Source organism: Diaphorobacter sp. MNS-0, from assembly GCF_019602835.1.
Classification (GTDB): domain Bacteria; phylum Pseudomonadota; class Gammaproteobacteria; order Burkholderiales; family Burkholderiaceae_C; genus Diaphorobacter; species Diaphorobacter nitroreducens.
Window position 1 is genome coordinate 3647501 of the sequence record NZ_CP080761.1, and the last position, 24473, is coordinate 3671973.

General features: G+C 66.8%; 22 protein-coding genes (1 of these 22 cut by a window edge). 4 read left to right on the top strand and 18 right to left on the bottom strand.

The annotated features are described in order from the left end of the window. The 7 genes from gshB to K2L43_RS17315 all read right to left on the bottom strand — a co-directional run. Positions 1-447, bottom strand: the start of a protein-coding gene (gshB, locus tag K2L43_RS17285) for a glutathione synthase (RefSeq protein WP_172208807.1). It extends 504 nt beyond the left edge of the window; 447 of the gene's 951 nt are visible here — the first part of the coding sequence; it begins with the start codon at positions 445-447; its stop codon lies beyond the left edge, outside the window. A 35-nt stretch (positions 448-482) separates the two neighbouring features. Beyond that, entirely contained in the window at positions 483-1676 is a 1194-nt protein-coding gene (locus K2L43_RS17290) for a benzoate/H(+) symporter BenE family transporter (RefSeq protein WP_220638108.1), read from the bottom strand. Positions 1677-1797: 121 nt separating this feature from the next. Continuing rightward, on the bottom strand, positions 1798-3666 hold the full coding sequence (locus K2L43_RS17295) for a potassium transporter Kup (RefSeq protein WP_135148695.1): 1869 nt from the start codon (positions 3664-3666) through the stop codon (positions 1798-1800). Positions 3667-3806: 140 nt separating this feature from the next. Then, the gene (gene gshA / locus K2L43_RS17300) at positions 3807-5102 is read right to left on the bottom strand and encodes a glutamate--cysteine ligase (RefSeq protein WP_220638109.1); all 1296 of its coding nucleotides are present in this window, start codon (positions 5100-5102) and stop codon (positions 3807-3809) included. 64 nt (positions 5103-5166) lie between these two features. Continuing rightward, positions 5167-6633 carry a TrkH family potassium uptake protein gene (locus K2L43_RS17305; RefSeq protein ID WP_047351525.1) on the bottom strand — a complete coding sequence of 489 codons (1467 nt, stop codon included), beginning with the start codon at positions 6631-6633 and terminating at the stop codon, positions 5167-5169. 15 nt (positions 6634-6648) lie between these two features. Next, positions 6649-8103 (bottom strand): Trk system potassium transporter TrkA, encoded by a 1455-nt coding sequence (gene trkA / locus K2L43_RS17310; protein ID WP_047351526.1) that lies wholly within the window; start codon positions 8101-8103, stop codon positions 6649-6651. A 64-nt stretch (positions 8104-8167) separates the two neighbouring features. Next, positions 8168-9448, bottom strand: coding sequence for a glutamate-5-semialdehyde dehydrogenase (locus K2L43_RS17315; protein ID WP_011806999.1), 1281 nt, complete (start codon positions 9446-9448; stop codon positions 8168-8170). A 90-nt stretch (positions 9449-9538) separates the two neighbouring features. Here K2L43_RS17315 and K2L43_RS17320 point away from each other — a divergent pair, with 90 nt between their 5' ends. Continuing rightward, complete coding sequence (locus K2L43_RS17320; protein WP_011807000.1) at positions 9539-9832, top strand: hypothetical protein; 294 nt, start codon at positions 9539-9541, stop codon at positions 9830-9832. A 56-nt stretch (positions 9833-9888) separates the two neighbouring features. On the opposite strand, the gene holA is transcribed toward K2L43_RS17320, so the two are convergent. From holA to leuS, 3 genes are all read right to left on the bottom strand, one after another. Then, positions 9889-10935 carry a DNA polymerase III subunit delta gene (gene holA / locus K2L43_RS17325; protein ID WP_011807001.1) on the bottom strand — a complete coding sequence of 349 codons (1047 nt, stop codon included), beginning with the start codon at positions 10933-10935 and terminating at the stop codon, positions 9889-9891. 73 nt (positions 10936-11008) lie between these two features. After that, complete coding sequence (lptE, locus tag K2L43_RS17330; protein WP_011807002.1) at positions 11009-11518, bottom strand: LPS assembly lipoprotein LptE; 510 nt, start codon at positions 11516-11518, stop codon at positions 11009-11011. Between the two features lie 13 nt (positions 11519-11531). Beyond that, positions 11532-14264: a leucine--tRNA ligase gene (gene leuS, locus K2L43_RS17335; RefSeq protein ID WP_220638110.1), complete on the bottom strand. Its 2733-nt coding sequence runs from the start codon at positions 14262-14264 to the stop codon at positions 11532-11534. Positions 14265-14407: 143 nt separating this feature from the next. Here leuS and K2L43_RS17340 point away from each other — a divergent pair, with 143 nt between their 5' ends. Then, positions 14408-15688, top strand: a complete 1281-nt coding sequence (locus tag K2L43_RS17340) for a mechanosensitive ion channel family protein (RefSeq protein ID WP_220638111.1) — start codon at positions 14408-14410, stop codon at positions 15686-15688. An 84-nt stretch (positions 15689-15772) separates the two neighbouring features. On the opposite strand, the gene K2L43_RS17345 is transcribed toward K2L43_RS17340, so the two are convergent. From K2L43_RS17345 to K2L43_RS17360, 4 genes are all read right to left on the bottom strand, one after another. After that, entirely contained in the window at positions 15773-16213 is a 441-nt protein-coding gene (locus K2L43_RS17345) for a biopolymer transporter ExbD (protein WP_220638112.1), read from the bottom strand. A gap of 14 nt (positions 16214-16227) precedes the next feature. Then, a complete protein-coding gene (locus K2L43_RS17350; protein ID WP_047351531.1) occupies positions 16228-16887 on the bottom strand; it encodes a MotA/TolQ/ExbB proton channel family protein in 660 nt (219 codons plus the stop codon). A gap of 7 nt (positions 16888-16894) precedes the next feature. Beyond that, the gene (gene dapB / locus K2L43_RS17355; RefSeq protein WP_220638113.1) at positions 16895-17716 is read right to left on the bottom strand and encodes a 4-hydroxy-tetrahydrodipicolinate reductase; all 822 of its coding nucleotides are present in this window, start codon (positions 17714-17716) and stop codon (positions 16895-16897) included. A 76-nt stretch (positions 17717-17792) separates the two neighbouring features. Continuing rightward, complete coding sequence (locus K2L43_RS17360) at positions 17793-18332, bottom strand: outer membrane protein assembly factor BamE (protein ID WP_370633062.1); 540 nt, start codon at positions 18330-18332, stop codon at positions 17793-17795. A gap of 113 nt (positions 18333-18445) precedes the next feature. Between K2L43_RS17360 and fur the strand changes: the two genes are divergently transcribed. Continuing rightward, positions 18446-18862: a ferric iron uptake transcriptional regulator gene (gene fur, locus K2L43_RS17365; protein WP_015914510.1), complete on the top strand. Its 417-nt coding sequence runs from the start codon at positions 18446-18448 to the stop codon at positions 18860-18862. A 13-nt stretch (positions 18863-18875) separates the two neighbouring features. On the opposite strand, the gene hprK is transcribed toward fur, so the two are convergent. From hprK to hpf, 3 genes are all read right to left on the bottom strand, one after another. Next, entirely contained in the window at positions 18876-19832 is a 957-nt protein-coding gene (gene hprK / locus K2L43_RS17370) for an HPr(Ser) kinase/phosphatase (RefSeq protein ID WP_011807010.1), read from the bottom strand. A gap of 21 nt (positions 19833-19853) precedes the next feature. Continuing rightward, a complete protein-coding gene (locus K2L43_RS17375) occupies positions 19854-20321 on the bottom strand; it encodes a PTS sugar transporter subunit IIA (protein ID WP_015914511.1) in 468 nt (155 codons plus the stop codon). A gap of 133 nt (positions 20322-20454) precedes the next feature. Continuing rightward, positions 20455-20808, bottom strand: coding sequence for a ribosome hibernation-promoting factor, HPF/YfiA family (hpf, locus tag K2L43_RS17380; RefSeq protein WP_011807012.1), 354 nt, complete (start codon positions 20806-20808; stop codon positions 20455-20457). Positions 20809-21184: 376 nt separating this feature from the next. Here hpf and K2L43_RS17385 point away from each other — a divergent pair, with 376 nt between their 5' ends. Beyond that, on the top strand, positions 21185-22105 hold the full coding sequence (locus tag K2L43_RS17385; protein WP_011807013.1) for a phosphoribosylaminoimidazolesuccinocarboxamide synthase: 921 nt from the start codon (positions 21185-21187) through the stop codon (positions 22103-22105). Positions 22106-22158: 53 nt separating this feature from the next. On the opposite strand, the gene K2L43_RS17390 is transcribed toward K2L43_RS17385, so the two are convergent. Further along, a complete protein-coding gene (locus K2L43_RS17390) occupies positions 22159-24267 on the bottom strand; it encodes a TonB-dependent siderophore receptor (protein WP_135148886.1) in 2109 nt (702 codons plus the stop codon). Between the last annotated feature and the right edge of the window lie 206 nt (positions 24268-24473).

Here is a 24473-nt window from a genome sequence, read left to right on the forward strand (position 1 = left end):
CCGGCGGATGTCCTGCGCATCGCGCGTCACCAGCGTGGGGCCGATGAACTGCGGAAACTCCAGAATGGCCAGTTTTTCCGGATGGTCCCGCAAAGCACGCGGCTTGTTGAACACCCGAGCGCCTTCACGCTCGGCCTGCTCCAATAGGTGCGTGGCATAGAAATACTCACTGTCGAACGGAGGATCCTTGCGCATGAGCACGGCGCCGAAGTCCGCCAGTGCCGCCAAGCGGAGTTCGCCCGCAGTAAACCAGTTCTCCGCGTGGCCCGTAAGAGTGATGTCGCGCACCCGCGCCGTGACCCGACCACCGCGCAACCAGTGGATGTGCCGGGGCTCGCAGACCGCGAGCCGGTGGCCGCGGCGCTGCGCCTCGCGCATCATCGCGAAGGTCGTGTCCTTGTAGATCTTGAATTGCTCGATGGGGTCGGCGACGATGAGGAGATTCATGGAATGCACGGGCTGTATTGCAGAGGGCTATGCCCCTAGCGCGGCGCCTGGGGCGCGCGCGGGCGTCCATACTGTTGCACAAATAGCGCGATGCTGCCGGCGACCACCCCCCAAAACGCCGATCCGATCCCGACTATGGTGACACCGCTCAACGTCACCAGAAAAGTGATCAACGCCGCCTCCCGATGCGCTTCGGCCTGCAGCGCAGACGCTAGCCCTCCTCCGATGGCGCCCAACAGCGCCAGCCCAGCGATGGCCACCACCAGCTCCTGTGGAAACGCCGTCAGCAGCCCCGTGACCACCGCACCAAAGATGCCCACTGCGATGTACAGCAGCCCGCACGATGCGGCGGCGGTGTACCGCCGCGCGCGGTCGGGGTGCGCCTCGGGCCCCATGCAGATCGCTGCGGTGATGGCGCTGAAGTTGAGGGCAAAGGCGCCGAACGGTGCCAGCACCAGGGTGGCCAGGCCCGTCAGGGTGATCAGCCGCGACACCGGCAGTTGGTATCCGGTGGCCCGCATGACGGCCACACCCGGAAGGTTCTGCGACGCCATGGTCACGATGAACAGCGGCAGCGCCAGGCTCATGAGCGCCTGTAGGCTGAACTGCGGCGTGGTGAAGACCGGTGTGGCCAGCGCCCAGTGCACCGCGGACCAGCGCATCTGGCCATTGCCTGCGGCCCAGGCAACGCCTGCCACCAGCGTGAGCACAACCGCATAGCGGGGCAGCAGCCGCCGTGCAAACAAGTAGGACGCCAGCATGACCAGCACCAGCGGCAGCGCGGTCTGCACGGCTGCGAAGGCCTGCATGCCAAAGCGCGCCAGCACGCCGGCCAGCAGTGCCGACGCCAGCTCCATGGGAATACGGTTCATCACGCGCTCGAACCAACCCGTCACTCCGGCCAGGGTGATGAGCAAGGCACACACCATGAACGCGCCGACCGCCTCGCCCATGCTGAAGCCCCCGGTCAGGCCGGCGGTGGCGAGCACCGCTGCACCGGGCGTGGACCAGGCCACCATGACCGGCTGGCGCAGGATGAGCGAGGGAATCAGCGAGCACAGTCCCATGCCCAGGCCCAGCGCCCACATCCAGGAGGTGATCTGCTCGGACGTCGCCCCGAACGCCTGCGCCGCCTGGAACACGATGGCGACCGAACTGGTGAACCCTACCAGCACAGCCACGAAACCGGCGGTGAAGGCGGACAGGCTCAGGTCTTTGAAAAACTGCATGGCGGCGGATTGTGGCATTGCTCTTGGCGCAACCACTGTCCTGCTTCATCAAAATATATAGCTGCTCGCGCTTGCCAGCTAAGCGCTAGAGGCCAAAAACCTTACAAACCCACCAGCCCAATCAGATCTCGACCTTGGAGCCCAACTCCACGACGGCGTTGCTGGGCAGGTGCAGGAAAGCCGCCACCCCGCTGGCGTTGTGGTGCATCTGCGCAAACAGCTTTTCGCGCCACGGCGCCATGCCGCTGCCGATGGTAGGCACGACCACGTCGCGCGAGAGGAAATAGCTGGTGCTCATGGTTTCTAGTTCGCAGCCGCGGCCGTGCATCAGGCGCAGCGCGCTGGGCAGGTCCAGTTCATTCTTGAAACCGTAGTTCACGGTGACCTGCCAGCAGTCGCCCCCCAACGGCGCCACCTGCAGGCGCTGGTCCAGGCCGATCCAGGGGGTCTCGTGGTAACGCACGGTGACGAACAGGTTCTGGCGGTGCAGCACCTTGTTGTGCTTGAGGTTGTGCAGCAGTGCATTGGGCACCACGCCCGCCTCGGCGCTCAGGAACACCGCCGTGCCGTCCACGCGCATGGGCGGGTTGGCCTGCACCGAGGCCAGGAAGTCCTGCAGGCCTATGGAGTCCTCTCGCAGCTTGTCGTTGAGCAACTCGCGTCCGCGCTTCCAGGTCATCATGAGCGTGAACACCAGCCCGCCGATCATCAGCGGGAACCAACCGCCCTGCAGCAGCTTGAGCAGGTTGGAGCTGAAGAATGCCAGGTCCACGACAAAGAAGAAGCCCGTGGTGGCCACGCACAGCGCCAGCGGATAGCCCCAGCCGTAGCGGATCACGAAGAAGGTGAGCACCGTGGTGATCAGCATGTCCAGCGTCACCGCAATGCCATAGGCGGCCGCCAGGTTGCTGCTGTTGCGGAACATGACCACCGCCAACACGATGGCGACGAACAGACTCCAGTTCACAAACGGTAGATAGATCTGGCCCGTCTCGCGCACGCTGGTGTGCTGGATGTTCAGCCGCGGCAGGTAGCCCAGCTGGATGACCTGCTTGGTCACGCTGAACGCGCCGGTGATCAGCGCCTGCGACGCAATCACCGTGGCCATGGTGGCCAGCACCACCAACGGCACCAGCGCCCAGTCGGGCGCCATCATGTAAAACGGGTTCTTGACGGCGGATGGCTCGGCCAGCAGCAGCGCGCCCTGGCCGAAGTAGTTGATCGTGAGGGCCGGCATGGCCACGCTGAACCACGCCAGGCGGATGGGGCGCTTGCCGAAATGTCCCAGGTCGGCGTACAGCGCCTCTGCGCCGGTGACGCACAGCACCACCGCGCCCAGGATGATGAAGCTGATGCCCGGGTTGCCCAGGATGAAGCCCAGTGCATGGTGCGGGCTCAGGGCGCCGAGGATCTCCGGATGGCCCACGATGTGCGGCACGCCCAGGGCTGCGATCGTAGAAAACCAGACCAGCGTCACCGGGCCGAAGTAGCGGCCCACCCCCGCCGTGCCGCGCTTTTGCACGGCGAACAGCCCGAACAGCACCACGAGCGTGAGCGGAATCACCGCCTTGCCGAAATGCGGCGACACCACCTCCAGGCCCTCGATGGCCGAAAGCACGGAGATCGCCGGCGTGATCACGCCGTCGCCATAGAACAGGGACGTGCCGAAGATGCCCAGGCCCAGCAGCCAGCCGCGCAGGCGCGGCCGGTCCTTCACCGCCTGCGACGCCAGCGCCAGCATGGCGATGAGGCCGCCTTCGCCATGGTTGTCCGCGCGCAGCACCAGCACCACATACTTGAGCGAGACGATCACGGTGAGCGTCCAGAACAGCACGGACAGCACGCCGTACACGTTGGCATGCGTGAAAGGCACATGGCCGGAGCCGAAGACCTCTTTGACCGCATACAGCACGCTGGTGCCGATGTCGCCATAGACGACGCCGATCGCGCCCAGGGTGAGCGCTGCTAACGACGATTTGGAAGTGTGCACGGTGAACAGGTCCGGGCTGCTGCCTCAGCGGCCACGGGGGATGCCAAAGGAGCGCCATTGTGCGCCGCCCCCGCTTCGGGCACATACGGGGTACCGCCTATGTTGCAATGCAGCAACTGCAGGGCGGCACATCCGGCGCATCAGTCGTACACCTCGGCCTCGGGGTCCGTGGCCTCCAGCTCGTAGCTGGCCGCGAGCATCGCCAAGCGGGCGATGACGCCGTACATGTAAAAGCGGTTGGGGGCACTGGCGCCCGGACGCGCACCGGGCTGCGGCAGATGGGTACTGTGCTCGAACGCCAGCGGCACGAAACTCGCGCCGGGGATGTTCAGGTTCTCATCCACGCCGCGTTCGGCATGCATGCGGTAGAACCCCCCGACCACGTAGCGGTCCATCATGTAGACCACCGGCTCGGCCACCGCTTCGTGCACGCGCTCCTGGGTGAGCACACCCTCCTGCACGATCACGTCATGCACGACCTGGCCGTCCTTGATCACGGCCATCTTGTTCTTGGTCTTGCGATTCAGCCCGTCCAGTTCCTTGGCATCGCGCACCGTCATGATGCCCATGCCGTAGGTGCCGTTGTCGGCCTTGACGACCACGAACGGCTTTTCGTTGATGCCGTATTCCTTGTACTTGCGGCGCACCTTGGCCAGCGTGGCGTCCACGGCGCTGCGCAGCTCCTCCATGCCCGTGCCTTCGTTGAAGTCCACGCCCTCGCAGCGGCTGAACAGCGGATTGATGAGCCAGGGATCGATGCCCAGCATCTTGCCAAAGCGTTTGGCCACCTCCTCGTAGCTCTGGAAGTGGCGGCTCTTCCTGCGCACGCTCCAGCCCGCATGCAGCGGCGGCAGCAGATACTGCTCGTACAGCTCCTCCAGAATGCCCGGCGGGCCGGCCGACAGGTCGTTGTTGAGCAAGATGGTGCAGGGGTCGAAGTTCTTCAGCCCCAGGCGGCGCTTGCTGCGGATCACCGGCTCCAGCGTCACGGTCTCGCCATGGGGCAGCGTGATGGTGGTGGTCTTCTTGATCTCAGGGCTGATGGAGCCCACGCGCACGTTCAGCCCGGCCATGTTGAAGATGCGCACCAGCTGCGCCACGTTCGCCAGGTAGAAGGTGTTGCGCGAATGGTTCTCGGGAATGATCAAGAGGTTGCGCGCTTCGGGGCAGATCTTTTCGATGGCCGCCATGGCCGCCTGCACCGCCAGCGGCAGCATTTCATTGGTGAGGTTGTTCCAGCCGCCCGGGAACAGGTTGGTGTCCACCGGCGCCAGCTTGAACCCCGCGTTGCGGATGTCCACCGACGAGTAGAACGGCGGCGTGTGTTCCATCCACTCCAGACGGAACCAGCGCTCGATGACTGGCATGGAGTCGAGGATGCGCTGCTCCAACTCGTTGATTGGCCCGGTGAGCGCGGTGATGAGGTGGGGAACCATGAAGAGCCCTCAAATGGGAGACGGAAAGAGGTTGGCGACGATTGTAGGGAAGGCCACGTGCGCCCTAGCGCCGCCAGAATGCGGGGGTGAGCAGGGCCATGAAGCTCAGGATCTCCAGGCGTCCCAGCAGCATGGCCAGCGTACAGACCCAGAGCTGGAAGTCGGTGAGCACCGCGAAGTTGGAGGCCGGCCCCAGCATTCCCAGCCCCGGCCCCATGCAGTGCACGCTGGCCAGCACGGCCGAGAAGGCGGTCACCATGTCCAGGTCGGTCAGCAGCAGCACCATGCTCAGCGTGATCACTGTGGCGCCGTAGACCAGCATGAAGGCCAGCACCGAGAAGATCATGCGGTTGTCCACCACGCGGTCGCCCAGGCGCACGGGCTGCACCGCACGCGGGTGCACGATGCGCGTCATCTCGCGGCGCGCCTGCTTCAGCAGGATCAGCATGCGCACCATCTTGATGCCGCCGCCCGTGGACCCGGCGCTGGTGGCCACACCCGACAGCAGCAGCATGAACACGGGCGCGAACACCGGCCAGCCCAGGTAGTCGGTGGTGGCAAAGCCCGTGGTCGTGGCCACCGACACCACGTTGAACATGCCGTGGCGCAGCGCCTGCAGCGGGTCGTACACGCCCTTGACCCACAGCAGCAGCGCCACCAACAGCCCGCCGCCCAGCAGCGCGGTGATCGTGGCGCGCATCTCGGGGTCACGCCAGAAGCCCCGCCAGTTGCCCTTGCGCAGCGCGATGAAGTACAGCGCGAAGTTGCAGCTGGCGCACAGCATGAAAACCAGGGCGATGGTTTCCAGCAGCGGCGACTCGAAGTAGGCAAAGCTCGCATCGTGGGGCGACAACCCGCCCAGGCTGACGGTGGCGAACATGTGCATGATCGCGTCCGGCGGCGTCATGCCGCCCAGCCAGAACGCGAGCGCGCACACCACCGAGAACACCACGTACACGCCCCACAGCCCCTTGGCCGTCTCGGTCATGCGCGGGGTGAGCTTGGTGTCTTTCACCGGGCCCGCAGCCTCGGCCTTGAAGAGCTGGCTGCCGCCCACCCCCAGCAGCGGCAGCACCGCCACCGCAAGAATCAGGATGCCCATGCCGCCGATCCACTGCATGAACGTGCGCCACATGTTCACCGACAGAGGGAGCCGATCCAGCTCGGCCAGCACCGTGGCGCCGGTGGTGGTGAGGCCCGACACCGATTCGAAGTAGGCATGCGTGAACGACAGCGGCCGGCCGATGGCGTGCATCACCAGCAGCAGCGGCAGCGCCGCGAACAGCGGCAGGATCCCCCACACCACCGACACCAGCATCACGCCGTGGCGCGGCAGCAGCTCGCGCTTGTGCGCGCGCAGGCCGCCCCACAGCAGCGCGCTGGCCATGGATGTGACGGCGATGGCCGTGGCGTAGTGCTGCCACAGGCCCTCCCGCGCCCAGAGCGACGCCGCCAGCGGCACCCCCATGGAAACGGCAAACAGTGCCAGCAGGGCACCGAGTACGCGCATGACGGGCAGGACGTCGGACATCGCGGCTCCTGCCGATCAGAAGAAGGTGGCGCTCACGCGGAACTGCTTTTCCACCTCGCGCACCAGCCGCTTGTGGGGCAGGAAGAACACCACGTGGTCGTTGCTCTCGATCACGGTGTGGCTGCGCGGAATGATGACCTGGGGCGGTGCGTCGGCCGGCGGCTCGCCACCGTCCTCGGGCAGACCGCGCACGATCAGGCCCATGTGCACCTCGGCGGGCAAGTGGATCTCGCTGACCTTGCGGCCCACCACGCGCGAATTCTTGCGGTCGCCGCGGGCCACGATCTCCAGCGCCTCGGCCACGCCGCGGCGCAGGCTGTGCACGGCCTGCACGTCGCCGCGCCGCACATAGGCCAGCAGCTCGCCCAGCATGGCCTGCGCGGGCGACAGCGCAATATCGATCTGCGTGCCATGCATCAGGTCGGCATAGCTGCGGCGGTTGATGAGCGCCAGCACGCGGCTCGCGCCCATGCGCTTGGCCAGCAGGCTGGCCATGATGTTGTCCTCGTCGTCGTCGGTGAGCGCGAGGAAGAGGTCCACCTCCTCGATGCTCTCGTCGCCCAGCAGGTCCTCGTCGGTGGCGTCGCCCTGCAGCACGAGGATGTCGGAGGGCAACTCGGCCGCCAGCGCCACGCAGCGCTCGGCACTTTCTTCCACCACCTTGATGTGAAAGCCCCCCCGCTGGGCCAACTGGCGCGCCAGCCGCAGGCCCACGCGCCCGCCGCCTGCAATCATGATGCGGCGCACGGGCCGCGCCGGGTGCCCATGGTGGCGGTGCAGCGCGGCCAGCACCTGCGGGATCTGCTCGCGCGCGGACAGCACGAACACCTCGTCACCCGGCTCCACGCGCGTGGCGCCGTCGCAGGGCAGGAAGCGGTCGGGCTCGTCGGGAAAGCGCCGGTAGATGGCCACGATGCGCATGGCAACGTCGGGCGCGGTTTCGCGCATGGTGGCGATACGCATGCCCACCATGGGCGCGCCGGGGCGCGCGCGCACCGACACCAGGCAGGCGCGCCCGCCCGCGAATTCGCGCACCTGCAGCGCCTCGGGGTATTCCACCAGCTTGCCGATGTAGCGCGTGAGCGATTCCTCGGGGCAGATGACGCGGTCCACGCCAAAGCCCTCCTTGCCCAGCAGCGCCTGGTTGCGCTCCAGTTCCAGGCCCGACGAGCGCACGCGCGCGATGCGCGTGGGGATGTTGAACATCAGCTGCGCGACCTTGCAGCACACCAGGTTGGTCTCGTCCTGCGCGGCGCAGGCGATCAGCAGGTCGGTGTCGCGCGCGCCGGCCTCGGCCAGCACCTGGGGGTCAATGCCGTTGCCCACCACCCCGCGCAGGTCAAACCGCGCCTCCAGGTCGCGCAGCCGCTCGGCGTCGGTGTCGATGACGGTGATGTCGTTCTCCTCCGACACCAGGCTGTCGGCCACGCTGTAGCCCACGCGCCCCGCTCCCAGGATGATGATCTTCATGCGAAATTGGCCTCAATCCCAATGTTGACGGGCGCTAGCAGCTATCAAATTAGCAGCAACCCCATCAAGTCCGCACCTCTCCCTCACCCAACACCACCCACTTGAGCGACGTCAGGCCCTCGATGCCCACCGGGCCGCGCGCGTGGAACTTGTCGGTGCTGATGCCGATCTCGGCGCCCAGCCCGTACTCGAAGCCGTCGGCAAAGCGCGTGCTGGCATTGACCATCACGCTGGCGGAATCCACGTCGCGCAGGAACTGCTGGGCGTGCATGTGGTCGCGCGTGAGGATCGCGTCCGTGTGGTGGCTGCCGTAGCGGTTGATGTGCGCGATGGCCTCATCCACGCCTGCCACCACCTTCACGCTGATGATGGGGGCCAGGTATTCCTCGCTCCAGTCGGCCTCGGTGGCCTCGGCCAGCTGCACGCCCGGAACGGCGCGCAATATGGCCAGCGCCTCGGGGCAGCCGCGCATCTCCACGCCCTTGGCGGCGTAGACGGCGCCGATCTGCGGCAGGAATTGCGCTGCCACGCCGCGCGCCACCAGCAGGCCCTCGCTGGCGTTGCATGGGCTGTACTTCTGCGTCTTGGCGTTGTCGGCCACCTGCACGGCCATGGCGATGTCGCAGGGGTCGTCCACATAGGTGTGGCAGTTGCCGTCCAGGTGCTTGATCACGGGCACCTTGGCCTCGGCGCTGATGCGCTCGATCAGCCCCTTGCCGCCGCGCGGGATGATCACGTCCACGTATTGCGGCATGGCGATGAGCTGGCCCACGGCGGCGCGGTCGGTGGTCTGCACCAGTTGCACGCCGTGCTCGGGCAGGCCGGCCTCGGCCAGCGCCTGGGCCACGAGGCGCGCCAGCGCCTTGTTGGAGTCGATGGCCTCGGAGCCGCCGCGCAGGATGCAGGCGTTGCCGCTCTTGATGGACAGGCTCGCGGCTTCGATGGTCACGTTGGGCCGGCTCTCGTAGATCATGCCGAACACGCCGATCGGCACGCGCATCTGCCCCACGCGGATGCCGCTGGGCTGCTGCTTCATGCCCTGGATCTCGCCAATGATGTCCGGCATGGCCGCCAGCTGCTCGCAGCCTTGGGCGCAGGTCTCCAGCACCTTGGGGGTCAGCTTGAGGCGGTCCACCATGGGTTCGGCCAGGCCGGCGGCGCGCGCGCGCTCCAGGTCGCGGGCATTGTCCCCCTGCAGGGCGTCCACGTTCTGGCGCAGCAGCCGCGCCAGGGCCAGCAATGCCTTGTTTTTGATAGCTGCCGGCGCGCGCGCCATTTGGGCGGAGGCCGTTTTTGCCTGCAAACCAAGCGTGTGCGTGTATTCAGCGATGTTCAGCGCGTTCATGGGCGTGATTCTGACGCAGTTCACCGCCGCCACGCTGGCCGGGGGACTCCGGCTACGCTTGAGGCCTTTGCCACCCTCCGTGCCCTCGCCATGACCGCCGAACTCGCCACCCACCAGCTCGACAACCTGCAGGCCGACCTGCACGCCCTGCGCGAGCAGCGCATCAGCAACCACGCCTTCAGCGCCGCCGCGCGCGGCCACGCCGTGCTGCTGGCCGCCCTGCCCCCGCGCTATGGCGAGGTGCTGCTGGGCCTGTTGGACCGGCTGGAGGCCGGCGCGCTGTTCACCGAGGAGAGCTGCTCCTTCAGCCACCAGGCGCTGGTGGACCAGCTGCAGCAGTGGGCGGACAAGGCGCGTGCGGCGTTGGTCGCCCAACACTCCTGAATCAATAGCTGCTAGCGCTTATCCCATAAGCGCTAGATTCACATTTCATTGCGATCTCAGCGCGCCAGCTTGCACATCTGCAGCGCCAGCCGCGAGAGGGCCTGCCAGCCGTCCTGTGGCCAGTCGGGCGCCTTCAGGCCCTTGACGATGCCGTCCACCGTGTGGGCGGACTGCAGCAGCCGCGCCAGGGCGGCGTCGCTGGCCTGGGGCAGCAGGCGCTCGAACAACCGCTCCTTCGCGCCCCAGACGCGGTTCTCGCGCAGGGCCATGGGCAGGGGCTTGCCGGCGTTCATGGCGTCTTTCACGCGCTTGAGGGCGCGGATGTCCTCGGCCAGCGCCCAGTGCACCAGCACCTCGGCCTCGCCCTCGGCCTGCAGGCCGTCCAGCATGCGCTGCACGCGCGCCACCTGGCCGGAGAGCACCGCCTCGGACAGCTTGAACACGTCGTAGCGCGCCACGTTGAGCACGGCCGCTTCGACCTGCGCCCAGGTGAGTTCCCCCTCGGGGTGCAGCAGCGCGAGCTTCTGGATCTCCTGGTGCGCGGCCAGCAGGTTGCCCTCCACCCGGTCGGCGAAGAACTGCAGCGTGCGCTGCCCCTCTTCGCCCGCGACCACGCGCTGGCCTTGCGCGGCCAGGCGCTGGGCGATCCAGCCGGGCAGCTGCGCGCGCTCCACGGGGTCGATCTGCACCGTGGCGCCGTGCGCTTCGAGTGCCGCGAACCACGCGCCCGTGCGCGTGGCCTTGTCCAGGCGCGGCAGCACCACCACGGTGAGCGTGCTGTCGTTGCCCGGCGCGGCGGCAGCCATCTGCTGCAGCGCGGCGGCGCCGTCCTTGCCGGGCTTGCCCGAGGGGATGCGGATCTCCACGATCTGCTTGTCGGCGAACAGGCTCAACGACCCGCCCGCGGCCAGCACGCCGCTCCAGTCGAAATGCGCGCCGGCCACGGTGAAGCTGCTGCGCTCGGTATAGCCCTGCGCACGTGCCGCGGCGCGGATGGCGTCCAGCGCCTCCTGCTGCAACAGCGCCTCGTCGCCGTGCAGCGTGTAGAGCGGGCGCAGGCCTTTGTGCAGCTGCGCACCGAGCTGGTTCAAAGCGATTTGCATGCGGCCTGTTCTAGTAACAAATATGCCGCTAGCGCCCGTGCAGCAAGCGCAAACAGCTATCAAATAAGGAGCGTTACAGCGATTTCACTGCCGCCAGGCGGCGCATCAGCTGCTGCACGAGGTCGGTGCGCATGTTGCGAAACAGCATGGCCTCCTCGCCTTCCTTGGAAAGGGCGACGGTTTCGTTGTAGCTGATGTCGCGCTGTTGCAGCAGCTCGGTGTCGGCGATCCATTCCTGGCCTTGCTGGCCGCGCAGGCGGATGCGCACGCGCTGGCGCAGCTGCAGCTCGCGCACCTGGCCCGAGGCGTTCAGGCCCACCACCACGCGCTCCTGCTGCTCGGACAGCACGTCCAGGATCGCCTCGGCCTGGGGCAGCTGCGCGGGCGCCGTCAGCACCACGAGGTCCCCGCCCGCCCCCTGCAGCGTGCGGATCAGCTCACGTGCCAGCGGCGAGCCGGGCTGCGCCTGCACGTACAGGGACCGGAAGGCGAACTGCGGCGCGCCGCGCAGGCGAAAGCCGCAGGCGGTGAGGGCGGCCAGCGGCGCCAGGGCCGCGGCGGTGAGCAGGGTGCGCTTGTGCATGGCGGGAGGGCTCTCAGACGACGACGTTGACCAGGCGGCCGGGCACGATGATGACCTTCTTGGGCGCCTTGCCCTCGGCGAACTTCTGGAAGTCCTCGCTCGCCAGGGCCGCCTGCTCGATGGCAGCCTTGTCGGCCGAGGCGGCCACGCGGATCGCGCCGCGCAGCTTGCCGTTGACCTGCAGCATCAGCTCCAGCTCGTCCTGCACCAGGGCATCGGGGGCCACCTGGGGCCAGGCGGCGTCCAGCAGGTCGCCCAGGGTGCCGGCGTAACCCAGCTCGTCCCACAGCACATGGGCGATGTGCGGCGTGGCCGGGTACAGCACGCGCAGCAGGATGCCGAAGCCCTCGATCAGCGCCACCTGGGCGCCGGCGCTGTCCGTGGCCTTGAAGTCCTCCAGCGCGTTGATCATCTTCATGGCGCCGGAGACCACGGTGTTGTACTGCATGCGCTGGTAGTCGTAGTCCACCTGCTTGAGCACGGTGTGGATCTCCAGGCGCAGCGCCTTGGCTTCCTTGCCGAACTGCACGTCCTTCAGGCTGGCGGCGCCCGCCACGCTGGCCAGGGCCGCGTCCTTGTCGATGGCGGACAGCTTCACGCCGAAGTTCCACACGCGGCGCAGGAAGCGGTAGCTGCCTTCCACGGCGGCGTCGTTCCACTCAAGCGTCAGCTCGGGCGGCGCGGTGAACATGGTGTACAGGCGCGCGGTGTCGGCGCCGTACTTCTCGATGAGCTGCTGCGGGTCCACGCCGTTGTTCTTGGACTTGGACATCGTGCCCACGCCCTCGTAGTCGATGGGCGTGCCCACGGGCAGCAGGCCGTCGCCGCTCTCGGCGGGGTTCTTGAGCTTGGCGCCAACGATCTTGCCGGCCTCGTCGTAAACGTGCTCGACGTCGTGCGGCCAGAAGTAGTCCTTGGCGCCCTTGGCCGTGCGGCGGCTGTAGATGTGGTTCAGCACCATGCCTTGCGTGAGCAGCTTGGTGAAGGGCTCGTCCACCTTCACCAGCCCCAGGTCACGCATCACCTTGGTCCAGAAGCGCGCATACAGCAGGTGCAGGATGGCGTGTTCGATGCCGCCGATGTACTGGTCCATGCCGCTGCCGCCGGTGGCGGCCTTCTGGTCGCGCATCCAGTAGTCGGTGCCGCCCGCCACCATGGCGTCGCGGTTCTTCGGGTCGCAGTAGCGCATGAAGTACCAGGACGAGTCCACGAAGGTGTCCATGGTGTCGGTCTCGCGGCGCGCGGGCTTGCCGCAGCAGGGGCAGTCCACCTTCAGGAAGGCCTCGCACTTGGCCAGCGGGTTGCCGCTGCCGTCGGGCACCAGGTCCTGCGGCAGCACCACGGGCAGGTCCTTCTCGGGCACGGGCACGGCGCCGCAGCTCTCGCAGTGGATGATGGGGATCGGCGTGCCCCAGTAGCGCTGGCGGCTGATGCCCCAGTCGCGCAGGCGCCAGGTGGTCTTGAGCTCGCCCAGGCCCTTCTCGGCCAGCGCATGGGCCACGGCGGCCACGGCGTCCTGGTACGACAGGCCGCTGAAGTTGCCGGAATTGATGGTGACGCCGCGCTCCTTGTCACCGTACCAGTCCTGCCACTGGTGGAAGTCGAAGGTCTCGCCGTCCACCAGCACCACTTGCTTGATGGGCAGCTGGTACTTGAGCGCGAAGGCAAAGTCGCGCTCGTCGTGCGCGGGCACACCCATCACGGCGCCGTCGCCGTAGCTCATGAGCACGTAGTTGCCCACCCACACCTCGACCTGCTCGCCGGTGAGCGGGTGGGTGACGAACAGGCCCGTGGGCATGCCCTCTTTTTCCTTCAGGGCCAGCTCGGCCTCGGTCGTGCCGCCCTTCTTGCATTCCTCGATGAAGGCCGCCAGCGCGGCGTTGGACGCCGCGGCGTGCTGGGCCAGCGGGTGCTCGGGCGCGACGGCGCAGAACGTCACGCCCATGATGGTGTCGGCGCGCGTGGTGAACACGTACAGCTTGCCGTCCTGGATCCGCTCGCCCGCGGCGTTGCGGATGTCGTGCGGGAACGCAAAGCGCACGCCCGCCGACTTGCCGATCCAGTTCTCCTGCATCAGCCGCACCTTGTCGGGCCAGCCGGTCAGCGTGGCCTTCTCGTTGCCGATCTGCACATGGTCCAGCAGCTCCTGCGCGTAGTCGGTGATCTTCAGGTAGTAGCCGGGGATCTCGCGCTTTTCCACCAGCGCGCCGGTGCGCCAGCCGCGCCCGTCGATCACCTGCTCGTTGGCCAGCACGGTCTGGTCCACCGGGTCCCAATTCACGACCTGGGTCTTGCGGTAGGCGATGCCCTTGTCCAGCATCTTCAAAAACAGCCACTGGTTCCACTTGTAGTAGTCGGGGTCGCAGGTGGCGATCTCGCGGCTCCAGTCGATGGCCAGCCCCATCGCCTGCATCTGCTTCTTCATGTAGGCGATGTTGTCGTAGGTCCACTGCGCGGGCGGAACGCCGTTCTTGAGGGCGGCGTTCTCGGCCGGCAGGCCGAAGGCATCCCAGCCCATGGGCATGAGGACGTTGTGGCCCTTCATGCGCAGGCTGCGCGTGAGCATGTCATTGATGGTGTAGTTGCGCACATGGCCCATGTGCAGCTTGCCGCTGGGGTAGGGCAGCATGGAGCAGGCGTAGAACTTGGGCTTGGCCTGGTCCTCGGTCACGCGGTAGGCGTCGTTGGCATTCCAGTGGGCATGCGCGGCGCGCTCCACCTCGGTGTGGTTGTATTTGTCTTGCATGGAAGCTGGGAAAAGGAGAACCGCGCACCTGCGCAATGGTCACAATGGGCTGTACTGCGCCCAATTCTAGGCGTTCATCCCCCCATCCCCTGCATGGCCGCCCCGCCTGGGCCGGCTGTTTCCTGCATTTCTGGAAAGTTGTCTTGCCTGTGTCCGCGCCCTCGCTGATTGCCGATCTGGATCCTTGGCTGCAGGCCGCCCTGGGCCTATGCGGCCTGGTGCTGCTGGCCTTCGCCCTCCAGTCCGTCGCCCAATACGTGCTGCTGAACACCGTGCCGCGCCTGCGCGAACGCCTGGGCGCGCGCTGGGCGCGGGTGTTCTGGCACGACCAGGTGTTGCGGCGTCTGGCGCATGTGGCACCGTCGCTCGTCATCCAGGCAGGCATCGGCGCCGTGCCCCATGTGCACCCCGTGGCGGCCGCAGTGATCGGCAACGTGGCCGTGGCGCTCACCGTGCTGCAGCTGGTGCGGACGCTGATCGCGCTGCTGGACGCCGTGCTGCACGAGCATGAGCAGGCCCCGGACGGCGTGCCCACGGCCACGCGCTCGATCAAGAGCTATGTGCAGCTGGGCAAGCTGCTGCTGGCGCTGGTGGGCACCATCGTCATCGTGGCGGCGCTGGTGGACCGATCGCCGCTGATCCTGCTGTCCGGCCTGGGCGCCATGTCGGCGGTGCTGATGCTGGTGTTCAAGGACACCATTCTCTCGTTCACCGCGGGCGTGCAACTGTCGTCCAACGACATGCTGCGCGTGGGCGACTGGATCGAGATGCCCCAGGTGGGCGCGGACGGCTTCGTGGTGGACATCGCACTGCACACCGTGAAGGTGCAGAACTGGGACAAGACCATCACCACCATCCCCACCTGGCGGCTGATGAGCGAGAGCTTCAAGAACTGGCGCGGCATGTTCAGCTCGGGCGGGCGGCGCATCCGCCGCGCGTTGCGGCTGGACACGAACTCGATCCGCTTTCTCACCGAGGCGGAGATCGAGCGCCTGTCGCGCATCGCGCTGCTGCGCCCCTACCTGGAAGGCAAGCTGCGCGACGTGCAGCAGACCAACGCCGCCCTGCAGGCGCAGCTGGGTGCACAGGCGCTGGAGCCCGCCAACCAGCGCCGCCTGACCAACATCGGCACCTTCCGCGCCTACTGCGAAGCCTATGTGCGCGCGCACCCGCGCATCCACCAGCAGATGCTGCTCATCGTGCGCACGCTGGAGCCCACGGCCGAGGGGGTGCCGCTGGAGCTGTACTGCTTCACGGCCACCACCGCCTGGGTGGAGTACGAAGCCATCCAGGGCGACATCTTCGACCACCTGATCGCCGTGCTGCCGGAGTTCGGCCTGCACCTGTTCCAGAGCCCCACGGGCAACGACATCCGCGCGGGACTGCGCCCCGGCGCCCCAACAGCCATGGCCGCATTGCCATAAAAACAAGAGCTGCCAGCGCTTGCCAGCTGGCGTTCTCAGCTACTTTTCTACCGCAAACACCCGCACACCAAGCGCGAGCAGCTCCTATTTTTGAGTGCCTTGCACGGCCCCATCGGTGGGCTGCGTGACGAAACCAATGCGCTGCAGGCCCGCCGCATGGGCCGCCCCCATCACCTCCACCACGCGGCCGTAGGGCACGGCGGTATCGGCGCGCAGTTGCACCTCGGTGTCCGGCGCCTCGGCGGCAATCTGGCGCAGGCGCTGCGCCAGCGCATCGGCGCCCACGGGCTCATCGTCCAGGTAGGCCTGGCCGGCGGTGTCCACCACCAGCATCACGGCATGCGCGGGCGTGCCCGGTTGCGCGCCTTCGGCGCGCGGCAGCTCCAGCCGGATGCTGCTGGCCAGCAGCGGCGCGGTCAGGATGAAGATCACCACCAGCACCAGCATCACGTCCACCAGCGGTGTGATGTTGATCTCGCTCATGGGCTGCGGGCCCGGGGTGCGCTCCAGTCGGCCGAATGCCATGGCGTTTACCGGCCCTAGTCGGCGGCGTTGGTGTCGATGACCAGCTCGCGCAGGTCGCGGGCAAAGCCTTCGAGGTCGGCCTCGATGCGGCCGATGACACGCCCGAACCAGTTGTAGGCCAGCACGGCGGGAATCGCCACCGTGAGTCCGGCGGCGGTCATGATCAACGCCTCGCCCACCGGGCCGGCGACGCGCTCGATGCTGATCTGCCCCGCGCCGGCCATGGCCGTGAGCGCATGGTAGATGCCCCACACCGTGCCCAGCAGCCCCACGAACGGCGCCGTGGAGCCCACGGTGGCCAGCAGCACCTGGCCGAACTGCAGCTTGCCCAGCACGCCATGCAGCGCATCGCGCAACACGCGCGTGAGCCGCTGCGACAGGCCGCCCTGCCCGGCCAGCGTGCCCGCGCCGGCCTGCTCCACCTGCTGCGCGGCACGCACCAGCGGCAGCACCAGCCCTTCACGGTCAAAGGCGGGCAGCCGCTCGGCCGCCGCGGCCAGCGACGGCGCCTGCCAGAACGCGGCCGTGCTGCGCGGCACGTCCACATGGGCGCGCCGCATCAGGCGCAGCTTCCAGAAAATCACCACCCAGCTGGCAACCGACATGGCCAGCAGCAGCAGCGCCGACGCCTGCGTGACCGCATCACCCTGACGCAACCAGTGCAGGCTGTCCATGGGCAGGTTACTTGAGGTTCAGCACGTCGAACATGTCGAACAGGCCCGCGCGCTGCGTGGCCAGGAAGCCCACCGCGCGCAGGCTGCCCTGGGCGTAGCCGGCGCGGCTGCTGGACTTGTGCGAGATCTCCACCCGCTCACCCGTCCCGGCGAACAGCACCGTGTGGTCGCCCACGATGTCGCCGCCGCGCACGGTGGCAAAGCCAATGGTGTCTGCCTTGCGCTCGCCCGTGTGGCCGTAGCGCTCGTACACGGCACGGTCGGCGAGCCGCGTGCCCTGCGCCTCGGCAATCACTTCGCCCATCTTCAGCGCCGTGCCCGAGGGGGCGTCCACCTTGTGCTTGTGGTGCGCCTCGATGATCTCGATGTCATAGCCCGTGCGCAGCGCCTGCGCGGCCATCTGCAGCAGCTTGAGCGTGACGTTCACGCCCACGCTCATGTTGGGCGCGAACACGACGCCCACCTTCTGCGCGGCGGCCTCGATCTGCGCCTTCTGCGCATCGGAAAAGCCCGTGGTGCCGATGACCATCTGCACGCCGAGTTCCGCGCACACGGCCAGGTGGGCCAGCGTGCCCTCGGGGCGCGTGAAGTCGATCAGCACGTCGGCGTCCTTGAGCCCCTCGCGCAGGTCAGCGGTGATGACCACACCGCTCGCGCGCCCCAAAAAAGCGGCGGCGTCCGTGCCCACGGCGGGGTTGCCGGGCTGGTCCAGCGCACCGGCCAGCACGCAGCCGTCGCTCGCCTGAATCGCCTCGATGAGCATGCGGCCCATGCGGCCAGAAGCGCCGGCCACGGCCACGCGGCGGGGAGCGGAGGAGGAAGAGGTCATGTCAGTTCGCAATCCAAACAGGGGGCGGTTCTGCTGCGTCCAGCGCGACGCGCTGCAGCGGGCGCACCGGCCGCGTTCAACGGCGCGGAGATTCCAGCGGCGGATAGCTCGTGGCGGGCGGCAGAGCGGGCGCGGCGGCCGGCTCGGCGGCCGGCTCCGCCTTGGGAAAGCGCGCGAGCTGCGCCTCGGTGGCCTCAAGCTGCGGCACCTTGGGCTTGGACACCTTGGTGGAGAGCGAGGCCACGAACTCGGCCTCGGTGGGCATCTCGTCGCCTTCGACACGCTCCATCACGTTGTCCTTGAAGAACACGGTGAGCTTGCGCGTCTGCACCTCGACATCGGGGCGCTTGAGGGTGAAGACGTATTCCCAGCGGTCGGAGTGGAACACGCTCACCATAAGGGGTGTGCCCAGGATCTCACGCACCTGCTGGCGGCCCATGCCAGGCTGCAACATCTGCACCTGCTCGCGCGAGATGAAGTTGCCCTGCACCACGTCCACCTTGTAGGGCGTGACCATGCCGGCCAGGCGACTGCCGGTGCCCGCGCAGCCGGCCATCCCGGCACCAATCAACACAATGGCGCCCCAGCGGGCGCCCCAACGGGCGGGTGCAAACATGGGTTTATGCATAGGGGATATGATCCGGCCCATTGTAGCGGCTGGATCTTCTGGGCCTTGCGCGCAAGCCGCCGGTATCCATGGTTTCGCCCTGGCACACGAAAGACCTTGTCATGACGAACATCGACGAACTCAAAAGCACCGGCCTCAAGGCCACGCTGCCCCGGCTGAAGATCCTGGAGATCTTCCAGAAGGGCGCCCAGCGCCACATGACGGCCGAAGACGTATTCCGCGTGCTGCTGGACGAGCGCTCCGACATCGGGCTGGCCACCGTGTACCGCGTGCTCACGCAGTTCGAGCAGGCCGGCATTTTGATCCGCAGCAATTTCGAGAGCGGCAAGGCCGTTTACGAACTGAACGAGGGCCAGCACCACGACCACTTCGTCTGCACCGCCTGCGGCAAGGTCGAGGAGTTCTACGACCCCGAGATCGAAAAGCGCCAGAACCTGATCGCCCAGGCCAAGGGCTGGGTGGTGCACGACCACGCCATGGCGCTCTACGGCCAGTGCGCTAATTGCGCAAAAAAATAAGCGCCCGGCGCCCTCAGGAGGCGCCGCCCCGCTCCATGGCGCGCCGGTGGCGCTCCACGAACTCCTGATAGGTATCGATGCCGCGCAGTTGCAGGATGGTGTTGCGCACAGCCGCTTCCACCAGCACCGCGATGTTGCGGCCCGCCACCACCTGAATCACCACCTTGAGCACCGGCACGCCCAGTACGTCCTGCGTGAGCGGCTCGTAGGGAAGGCGCTCGTAGTCGCGTTCCAGCGTCTCCTTGCGCACCAGGTGCACGATGAGCTTCAGCCGCATGCGCCGGCGCACGGCCGTCTCGCCGAAGATGGCGCGAATGTCCAGCAGACCGATGCCGCGCACCTCCAGCAGGTTCTGCAGCAACTCGGGGCACTTGCCCTCGATGGTGGTCTGGTTGATGCGGTATAGGTCCACCGCGTCGTCGGCCACCAGGCCATTGCCGCGCGTGATCAGTTCCAGCCCCAGCTCGCTCTTGCCCAGGCCCGACTCGCCCGTGATGAGCACGCCCAGACCCAGGATGTCCATGAACACGCCGTGCATGGTGGTGCGATCGGCAAAGTGCTTGGACAGGTAGGCGCGCAGCACATCGATCACGAAGGCCGCGGACTCCTGGGTGGAAAACATGGGGATCTGCGCGCGTTCGCACATGGACACCACCTCGTCCGGCGCGGCCTGGCCGTCGGCCAGCACAAGCACGGGGGGCTCCAGCGTGACGATGCGCGCGATGCGGCGCTTGCAGTCCTCCGGCGTGGCGTTGGTCAGATAGGCAATCTCGCGCTCGCCCAGGACCTGCGCACGGTAGGGATGGATGTAGTTCAGGTAACCCACCAGGTCCGCACCCGAGCGGGCGGCACGCACCGCCACCTCGGCAAAGCGCCGCTCGGACGCGCCCAGGCCCGCCACCCACTCCCATTTCAGGAGGTTGCGGAACTCCTCGAAGAGCACATCCGCGCTGACGACGTTGGGTTTCACGGCGGCGCGATGGCGGTGGCGTCAGGCGCCCTGGGCGGACTGCCAGCCCGCGATCAGCGCATGCAGGCTGGCCGCGTCGGTATGGGTCTTGAGGCGTTCGCGCAAGGCGCCGTCGCTCAGCAGTTCGGCGATTTCCGAGAGGATTTCCAAGTGCTTTTGCGTGGCCGCCTCGGGCACCAGCAGAAAAATCAGCAGCGATACGGGTTGCTCGTCAGGCGCGTCGAAGCCGATCGGCTGCGCCAGTTGGAACACCGCCGCCATGGGCGACTTCAGCCCCTTGATGCGGCCATGGGGAATGGCCACGCCATGGCCCAACCCGGTCGAACCCAGGCGTTCGCGCGCAAACAGGCTGTCGGTGATCAAGGCCCGCGACAAACCGTGCTGGCTTTCGAACAACAGGCCCGCCTCCTCAAAGGCACGTTTTTTGCTGGTGACATCGACACTCACGAGCACTTGTGCGGGAGGCAGTATGGAAGCAAGTCGATTCATGGTCTGAGCGACGATTATGCACGCCTAGCGGAAACCCTGGGAGTGTATCCACTGGCAACAAAAAACCGCCCTGGCTGGGCGGTTGCGGCACCGCCGGCGCGTTCCGGCGGTACACAGGCCGTCAAGCAACGGTTCAAGCCGTGGCGGCAGCTGCTGCCTGAATGGTGGCGCGGCGTAGGCCGGCTTGGTGGTCCTGCAGACGGTCCTTGTGGCGCACGACCATGCGGTCGAGCTTGTCCATCAATTCGTCCACGGCGGCATACAGGTCGAAATGGGTGCTTTCCACGAACAGGTCATTTCCTTTCACATGCACGGTGCATTCAGCGCGCTGGCGCTTTTCCTTTTCCTTCTGCTTCTCCACGGTCAGTAGCACCTTGACATCCACCACCTGATCGAAGTGGCGGGTAATGCGGTCCAACTTGGACGTCACATAACTGCGCAAGGCGGGGGTCACTTCAAGGTGATGGCCGCTGATCGTCAAGTTCATAGACAAGTCTCCTGTGACTCACAGTTGAAAAACACCGCCCCTTGCCGGTGCGGGGCGGTCTGCGAACGTGAATGCATTCAGGCCTGGGTTCACTATGCGCCCGCCGCCAGCGCAAATCAATCGTTCCCGCGCATGGCACAAGGGATATGACAGGAAGGTGTCAAACCGACCGAAACGCATCACAATGGCTGGGTTGCCTCCAGCGCCGACCTGGGGCTCCAGCCTCTCCAACCCACGTACCTTGTGGCGGGTGTACGGCGCCCGCACGGGGGCCGCGTCGCTAAAATCCCGTCCTTCGACCTCGCCACCGGCGGGGCGTCTTGCCCCAACGTCCACCGCGCGCCTGCATTGCGCGAGCGCCTTCCGTACGACCGCCATGACCCAGCCCAGCACCTCTGCACTGCACACCTCCGCCCTGACCTCGCTGCCGCTCCTGGCACGCGGCAAGGTGCGCGACAACTACGCCGTGGGTGACGACCGCATCCTGATGGTGGCCAGCGACCGTCTCTCGGCCTTCGACGTGATCATGGGCGAGCCCATCCCCGGCAAGGGCGAGTTGCTCACCCAGATGGCTCTGTTCTGGTTCGGCAAACTGGGACACATCGTGCCCAACCACCTCACGGGCGAGGCGCCCGAGAGCGTGGTCACGCCGGCGGAGGCGCCCCAGGTGCGGGGCCGCTCCATGCTGGTGCAGCGCCTCAAGCCCATCCCCATCGAGGCCGTGGTGCGCGGCTACCTGGCCGGCAGCGGCTGGAAGGAGTACCAGGAATCGCGCTCCGTCTGCGGCGTGCCGCTGCCAGACGGCCTGACCAATGCCGCCAAGCTGCCACAGACCATCTACACGCCCGCCGCCAAGGCCGCCATGGGCGAGCACGATGAGAACATCAGCTTTGAGCGCACCGTGGAGATCGTGGGCCTGGATCTGGCCACCAGGATCCGCGACATCTCCATCCAGCTGTACGAGGCCGCCGCCGCCATCGCGCTGGAAAAGGGCATGATCATTGCCGACACCAAGTTCGAGTTCGGCCTGGCGCCCGACGGCACGCTGGTGCTGATGGACGAGGTGCTCACGCCCGACAGCTCGCGCTACTGGCCCGTGGAGGGCTATGCCGAGGCCCTGGCCAAGGGCGAGAACCCCCCCAGCTACGACAAGCAGTTCGTGCGCGACTGGCTGGAGCAGGCCCAGGTCGGCGGCAAGCCCTGGAACAAGACCGCCCCCGCGCCGCGCCTGCCGCGCGAGGTGGTGGAAAAGACCGCCGCCAAATACCGCGAAGCGCTGGAGCGCCTGACCGCTTGATTGCTTGCGCGACGCCCCTGGCCGGGGATCGGCCGGGGATCGCCAACGCTTGCTTAGAACTGGTGGTTCAGCGAGAGCTGGTAGCTGCGCGGCGCGCCGTAGTAGCCCGCGTAGCGCAGGGTGTTGATGTACTTCTCGTCGGTGATGTTGTTCACATTGAAGCGCAGCGTCGTCTTGGGCTGCAGCTGCCATGCGACGAAGGCGTTGAGCACGGCATAGCTGCCCTGGCGCACGGTGAAGCCGCTGGCTTCCATGTTGGAGATCTTGCTCTGCCACCGGGCGCTGGTGCCAAAGGACAGCGCGGGAAGGCTCGGTAGACGCGCCTTGAGCGCGAGATTGGCCGTATGGCGCGGTACCCAGGCGTAGGTGTCGCCGCCATCCGGGCCGGTCAGCTTCAGGGTGGTATAGCCGGCTGTCAGGTCGATATGGTTGTTGAGCCGGCCCACGGCTTCCAGCTCCACGCCGGTGGACTTCACGTCTTCGGGCGCGTAGACCGCCTGGCCATTCTGGTTATAGGTGCCCGTGGGCGTGGCCAGGCCCGACTGCTTGGCCTGGAACACCGCGACCGAGGTCAGCAGGCGCTTGTCCAGCCAGTCGGCTTTCAGGCCCGCCTCGTAGTTGGTGCCCTTGCTAGGGTCGAGATAGCGGTCGTTCGCATCGGCCTGGCTCTGCGGGAAATACAGGTCAGAGTAGCTCACGTAGCCCAGCACGCTGGGCGTGAACTCGAACGTCAGCCCGGCATAGGGGCTGGTCTTGCTGCGTGAAAGGTCGGAGGCCACGCCATAGCTCGTTCCGTCGCGGCTGTATTGCGCGTGGTTGACTCCCACCACCGCCTTGAGCCGATCCGTCAGCGTGAACCGCATGGTGCCAAATGCGCGCTGCAGTTTCTGGTTCAGCGTGCTTTCGAGGACCAATGGGCCCCACTGCGGCTCGGGAACAAGGTTGCCGGGGTACGGGAAGCCCGGCAGCGCGATGGCGCTGCAGGCACTGGCGCCGCAGTCCGACCCGGCGTATCCATTACCCGTGTACTCGCTCTTGGCCCAGCTCACACCGAACAGCGCCTCGTGCTGCCGTCCCAGCATCTCGAAGCGGCCGTTGACGGTGGCGGTGGCCAGGTGCGCGTCCATCGTGTCTTTGCCGCCCCACGCATAGCCGACCAGACTGGAGCCCGAGGGAAACGCGTAAAAGAGCTTGCTGTCGTTGTCGATGGCGCGGTAGTTGTAGGCCAGCTTGAGCTGCCAGTCCATGCCGATCTGGTGGGCGTATTCCACGAAGGCCGTCTTGGTCGTGGTGTCCCAGCGGGTCCAGTCCTGCGTCGTGGATGCGTTGCGGCCCCATGCGTTCTGGGTGCCATCGGCATTCATGAAGGTCAGGGCGCCCCACATGTTGCCCGTGGAGTCGGACTGCTGATGGGACAGGCCCAACGTCAACAGGCCGTTGTCGCCCACCTGCCCATCCACAACGCCATAGAGGAACGTGCGCTCGCGGTCGAAACTGCGCAGGTGCGAGCCGCCCTCCTCGCGTGCCGCCACGACCCGGCCCGCCCAGCGGCGATCGGCGGTGAGCGGCCGCGAGTAGTCCGCCTCGACGCGCGTGGTCCCCCAGGACCCATAGCTCAGACCCAATGAGCCCTGCTCCTTGTTGGTGGGACGCTTGCGCACGAAGTTGATCGTGCCCGCCGCATTGCCCACGCCGGTCAGCAGCCCGTTGGCGCCGCGGATGACTTCGATCTTTTCGTAGCCGAAGGAATCCATGGCGCCGGTGACGATGCCCCAGTCATTGGGCAGGCCGACGCCGTCGATCTGCGTGTTGGCGATGTCAAAGCCGCGCGCGGTGAACGTGGTGCGGTTGGTCTCCCACTCGTCGACGATGATGCCGGTGCTCAGGCGCAGCGCTTCGTTGAGATTGCTGGTGCCGAAATCGCGCATTTGCTCGGTGGTCACGATGCTGATGGATTGCGGCGTTTCCTTGATGTCCAGATCCAGCCCGGTCGCCCCGCTGCTCACCCGGTCCTCGCGCTGCTGGACAATCGTCACCTCCTTCAGCGTAGGCTCGACGGGCGCACTCGCCTGGGCCCATGCGGCGCCCATCAAGGGCGGCTGCACGATCAACGTCATGAGTGCGATGGAGCGCACGACGGGGCGGAGGGGATGGGGGTTCATAGACGACAGTTCCCTTGGTTTAAACAAATGGGAATCCTTATCATCTCGATTTGTAAAAAACACGGTCGCGCAAATGCCGCGCCTGCCGCGATGCACGCATCAGAACTTCTGTTTTTGTAGCGGCTGGCGCTCACCCACCAAGCGCTAGGGCCTGTTCACACTATTTTTGCCAGATGCGTTGCGATCAAAAAGGGCCAGGCGCAAGG

Coding starts and splice junctions, on each gene's coding strand:
- dapB (WP_220638113.1), bottom strand. CDS start 17,716: ATGACCTCTTCCTCCTCCGCTCCCCGCCGCGTGGCCGTGGCCGGCGCT.
- gshA (WP_220638109.1), bottom strand. CDS start 5,102: ATGGTTCCCCACCTCATCACCGCGCTCACCGGGCCAATCAACGAGTTG.
- holA (WP_011807001.1), bottom strand. CDS start 10,935: ATGCAAATCGCTTTGAACCAGCTCGGTGCGCAGCTGCACAAAGGCCTG.
- leuS (WP_220638110.1), bottom strand. CDS start 14,264: ATGCAAGACAAATACAACCACACCGAGGTGGAGCGCGCCGCGCATGCC.
- K2L43_RS17290 (WP_220638108.1), bottom strand. CDS start 1,676: ATGCAGTTTTTCAAAGACCTGAGCCTGTCCGCCTTCACCGCCGGTTTC.
- K2L43_RS17320 (WP_011807000.1), top strand. CDS start 9,539: ATGACCGCCGAACTCGCCACCCACCAGCTCGACAACCTGCAGGCCGAC.
- hpf (WP_011807012.1), bottom strand. CDS start 20,808: ATGAACTTGACGATCAGCGGCCATCACCTTGAAGTGACCCCCGCCTTG.
- K2L43_RS17385 (WP_011807013.1), top strand. CDS start 21,185: ATGACCCAGCCCAGCACCTCTGCACTGCACACCTCCGCCCTGACCTCG.
- K2L43_RS17390 (WP_135148886.1), bottom strand. CDS start 24,267: ATGAACCCCCATCCCCTCCGCCCCGTCGTGCGCTCCATCGCACTCATG.
- trkA (WP_047351526.1), bottom strand. CDS start 8,103: ATGAAGATCATCATCCTGGGAGCGGGGCGCGTGGGCTACAGCGTGGCC.
- K2L43_RS17360 (WP_370633062.1), bottom strand. CDS start 18,332: ATGTTTGCACCCGCCCGTTGGGGCGCCCGCTGGGGCGCCATTGTGTTG.
- K2L43_RS17345 (WP_220638112.1), bottom strand. CDS start 16,213: ATGGCATTCGGCCGACTGGAGCGCACCCCGGGCCCGCAGCCCATGAGC.
- K2L43_RS17375 (WP_015914511.1), bottom strand. CDS start 20,321: ATGAATCGACTTGCTTCCATACTGCCTCCCGCACAAGTGCTCGTGAGT.
- K2L43_RS17350 (WP_047351531.1), bottom strand. CDS start 16,887: ATGGACAGCCTGCACTGGTTGCGTCAGGGTGATGCGGTCACGCAGGCG.
- K2L43_RS17305 (WP_047351525.1), bottom strand. CDS start 6,633: ATGTCCGACGTCCTGCCCGTCATGCGCGTACTCGGTGCCCTGCTGGCA.
- lptE (WP_011807002.1), bottom strand. CDS start 11,518: ATGCACAAGCGCACCCTGCTCACCGCCGCGGCCCTGGCGCCGCTGGCC.
- K2L43_RS17315 (WP_011806999.1), bottom strand. CDS start 9,448: ATGAACGCGCTGAACATCGCTGAATACACGCACACGCTTGGTTTGCAG.
- fur (WP_015914510.1), top strand. CDS start 18,446: ATGACGAACATCGACGAACTCAAAAGCACCGGCCTCAAGGCCACGCTG.